Below are 2,548 nucleotides of genomic sequence, written 5' to 3'. Positions count from 1 at the left end.
TGATCGCGTAGCCCTTAAGCGCGTTGTATGCGCTCGCAAGCGCCGCTCGCAGCCTATCGAAGCTAAGTTCCTTAACGCCCACGTACAACCGCCCGCTCTCGGCAAGGAGTAGATTGCCCTCGCCTTTATAGTTAAAAAGCGCAAACTTATCCGCGTCTTTAATAAATTCGTGATTTAAATTTTTATCTACGACTAAAATAACTTCAAAATCCGCCTCTATCTCGTTAATTTTACGATCTAGCAGTTTTACTTTCATCTCGTTCCTTTCGTGAGTTCATAAAGTGATTTTCCATACGTTTAAATAACCTAAAAAATAGATATAAAATTCCGCCTATGATAGGTATCGCAAAATACCAGTGTTGCTCGATTAGCCGCAGCCCACTCCAAATCTCCTCGCCGAAATACCACGCCAAAACCATCGTCGCACCCGACCAGCACCAAGCACTAAAAAGATTGATAATCGCAAATTTCTTTGCGCTGTAGCGAGTGATGCCGATACTCATCGGGATGATGACGCGGAAGCCATACATATAGCGCTGCATTAAAATTATCGGCCAGCCGTAGCGTTGCAAAAGCAGGTGCGCGATCGCAAATTTTCGGCGCTGTGCCGCGAGCTTTTTACTGATATATTTTTTATTGTAGCGACCGATATAAAAATAAAACTGATCGCCGCAAAATGCCCCAAGACCCGCGACAAAGATACCTAGCGGCAAATTTATGTGCCCCTCGTGCGCCATGATACCGCCCAAAATCAGTGCGATTTCGCCTTCTAAAATACACCAAACGAAAAGCACGATATAGGCGTATTGGTGGTATTCTTGCAGTAAATTTTTAAGTAGCTCTTCCAAATCAGGCCTCTAAAATGCAGTAAACGTTCGTGCGCCGCGTAAACTCGCTAAGATCGTTCAGCTCGCGTAAATTTAGCAAAAAGCAGGCCTCGACGCACTTAGCCTGCGTCTGCGCGATGAGATCTAATGCCGCTCGTGCGGTGCCTCCGGTGGCTATTAGATCATCGATTAGCAGCACCTTGGCATCCTGCACGCCGGAGAATGCATCCACATGCATCTCGACCTGATCGAAGCCGTATTCAAGGCTGTATTTTTGCGAAATCGTGATATAAGGAAGCTTCTTTGGCTTTCTAATCGGCACAAAAGCGACCCTCAACCTCGCAGCAAGTGCCGCTGCAAAAATAAATCCGCGACTTTCTATGCCTACTATGTAATCAAGTCCGTAATCGGCGTAGCGCTCGGCTAGATGATCAAGCAGGAAATTAAACGCCTCGCGATCGCCTACGAGTGTCGTGATATCGTAAAACAAAATACCGGGCTTTGGGAAGTCGCGCACGGTGCGGATCGAGCGAAATAAATAGCTTTTTTGCTCGTTGCTTAGACTTTTCATAGCTTACCTCTTTTCAATCTTGCGTTTTGGATTTTTAAGCTGCAGTTTTCGCTCTCCTCATTTTGCAGGGCCTCAATGCCGAAGCGAAGGGCAGTTTTGAGCTTTTCGTTATCGCTTTTAAGCTTTGAAATTCTTTCTTCGCTCTTGCGAAGTAAGGCGTAAATTTTAGAATTTTTTCGGATCGATAGAATAAGTAGCGCTGCAAAAAATAGCGCTAAAACGCCTAATACTACGCTCATTGCTCGTCTCCTTCATTTGGATTTGCAAAGCGGCGCATAGTAGCGAGTGTTGCGCTAAAATAGACAGAATTTATGCTCCTAAAATACGCACTAGAAAGATTTGCTTCCTTTAAATTTACGCTCGTAATAGCAGAATTCGCATCTGTTAAACCTGCACTAGCGCAATTTACGTTTTTTGGCTTAACGCTCATGTAAACGGAATTTGTGGCCTTGAAATTTATAATTGCTGGGTTTAAACCGACAAAATCTTTGCGGCTAGCTTTTTGAGCGGAATTTTTCTCGCAAACGCTCGCGCGCGTAAAATTTAACGTAGAATTTGCGCTAGTGGAATTTTTATCTAGCGGATTTTTCTCATTAAAGATTATCTTTGCGTGCGTCGAATCTAAATTTATATGACGTGCACCGCAAAAGCTTATCAAGGGATTCTCGCCGGTAAAAAAGGAATTTTTATCGTTAAAGCTCCGCGCGCAATTTAATGCGGAATCCGTGTCGATGGGATTTTTGTCGGAAGGATTTTTACCACCGAAGCTTAATTTGGAATTCCGCCCATTTAAATTAGCGCCATAGCTTTGTTCCGTAAAATTTTGAGCGGAATTCTGCATGAAATTCTCCCCATCAAATCCATGCGTAAAATTCGCACTGCCGCAAGCAGCTAGCTTTGCGACGCGCTTAATGTGCCTACCGCCCGCAAAATCGGTACTAAAAAATGCCCTAATCATATCTTCGATCACCAGCGCGCCCATCAATCGCTCGCCGAAGGCTAGGACGTTGGCGTCGTTGTGCTCTCTAGCCAGCCGCGCACTCGTCACGTCATGACACAGCGCGCAGCGGATGTGAGCGTGACGGTTTGCGGCGATGCTGATACCGATGCCCGTACCGCAAATCAAAACACCGTAAATGCCGTAGTCGGT

Annotated in this window: 3 protein-coding genes and 2 pseudogenes; all 5 read right to left on the bottom strand. The window is 45.3% G+C overall.

Annotation, left to right across the window (positions count from 1 at the left end; genetic code table 11):
• Positions 1 to 256: pseudogene (locus tag Q0236_RS01575) on the bottom strand (leucyl aminopeptidase); the annotation flags it as partial.
• The gene (locus tag Q0236_RS01570) at positions 231 to 848 is read right to left on the bottom strand and encodes a DedA family protein (protein WP_177388946.1); all 618 of its coding nucleotides are present in this window, start codon (positions 846 to 848) and stop codon (positions 231 to 233) included. The gene Q0236_RS01570 and the pseudogene Q0236_RS01575, both read right to left, overlap by 26 nt.
• A 1-nt stretch (position 849) precedes the next feature.
• Positions 850 to 1,398 carry an adenine phosphoribosyltransferase gene (locus Q0236_RS01565; protein WP_297914238.1) on the bottom strand — a complete coding sequence of 183 codons (549 nt, stop codon included), beginning with the start codon at positions 1,396 to 1,398 and terminating at the stop codon, positions 850 to 852.
• On the bottom strand, positions 1,395 to 1,637 hold the full coding sequence (locus Q0236_RS01560) for a hypothetical protein (protein ID WP_005870567.1): 243 nt from the start codon (positions 1,635 to 1,637) through the stop codon (positions 1,395 to 1,397). The genes Q0236_RS01565 and Q0236_RS01560 overlap by 4 nt, the downstream gene beginning before the upstream one ends.
• A 653-nt stretch (positions 1,638 to 2,290) precedes the next feature.
• Positions 2,291 to 2,548, bottom strand: a pseudogene (locus Q0236_RS01555) (RpiB/LacA/LacB family sugar-phosphate isomerase); the annotation flags it as partial.

This window comes from uncultured Campylobacter sp. (assembly GCF_938031315.1).
Lineage (GTDB): Bacteria > Campylobacterota > Campylobacteria > Campylobacterales > Campylobacteraceae > Campylobacter_B.
This window is presented reverse-complemented; position numbering and strand designations above follow the sequence as displayed.